Raw genomic sequence first — 472 nt, 5'->3', positions numbered from 1 at the left:
TTTGGTTGCGGGGACAGGATTTGAACCTGTGACCTTCAGGTTATGAGCCTGACGAGCTACCGGGCTGCTCCACCCCGCGCCGGGGCCGGTCCTGTCTGGGACCGGCCGTGGTGTCGATCGTGTCGAGGGAACGTGTGTTGTGTTGGTGTGTGTTCTGCTGTTGGCAGGCCTGGCGGCGACCGACTCTCCCGTGTCTTGAGACACAGTACCCTGGGCGCTGGTGCGTTTAACGGCCGAGTTCGAGATGGGATCGGGTTTTGTGCGCACCGCTCGAACCACCAGGCCGGCGGACAGCAGCGTTCGGCAAGCGTTGCGACGAGGCGCGCGCAGGGACCGCCTGCCGCGGCTCGTCTCTCGGGTCTTTGTGTGTGTTGGCTGTGCGAACATGGATCACGGGAGCGATCAAGTTCAATCGAGCGATTAGTACCGGTAAGCTCAACGCGTCACCGCGCTTGCACACCCGGCCTATCAA

Annotated in this window: 1 tRNA gene and 1 rRNA gene; both read right to left on the bottom strand. The window is 62.7% G+C overall.

Annotated features, from left to right (window positions below):
* Nucleotides 1-2: 2 nt before the first annotated feature.
* A tRNA-Met gene (locus E1J50_RS26485) sits at nucleotides 3-79 on the bottom strand.
* 88 nt (nucleotides 80-167) lie between these two features.
* A 5S ribosomal RNA gene (gene rrf / locus E1J50_RS26480) occupies nucleotides 168-283 on the bottom strand.
* Nucleotides 284-472 lie beyond the last annotated feature (189 nt).

Source organism: Methylobacterium segetis (assembly GCF_004348265.1).
GTDB lineage: Bacteria > Pseudomonadota > Alphaproteobacteria > Rhizobiales > Beijerinckiaceae > Methylobacterium > Methylobacterium segetis.
Note: the sequence above shows the minus strand (reverse complement) of the source record. Positions and strands in the feature narration are given on the sequence as shown.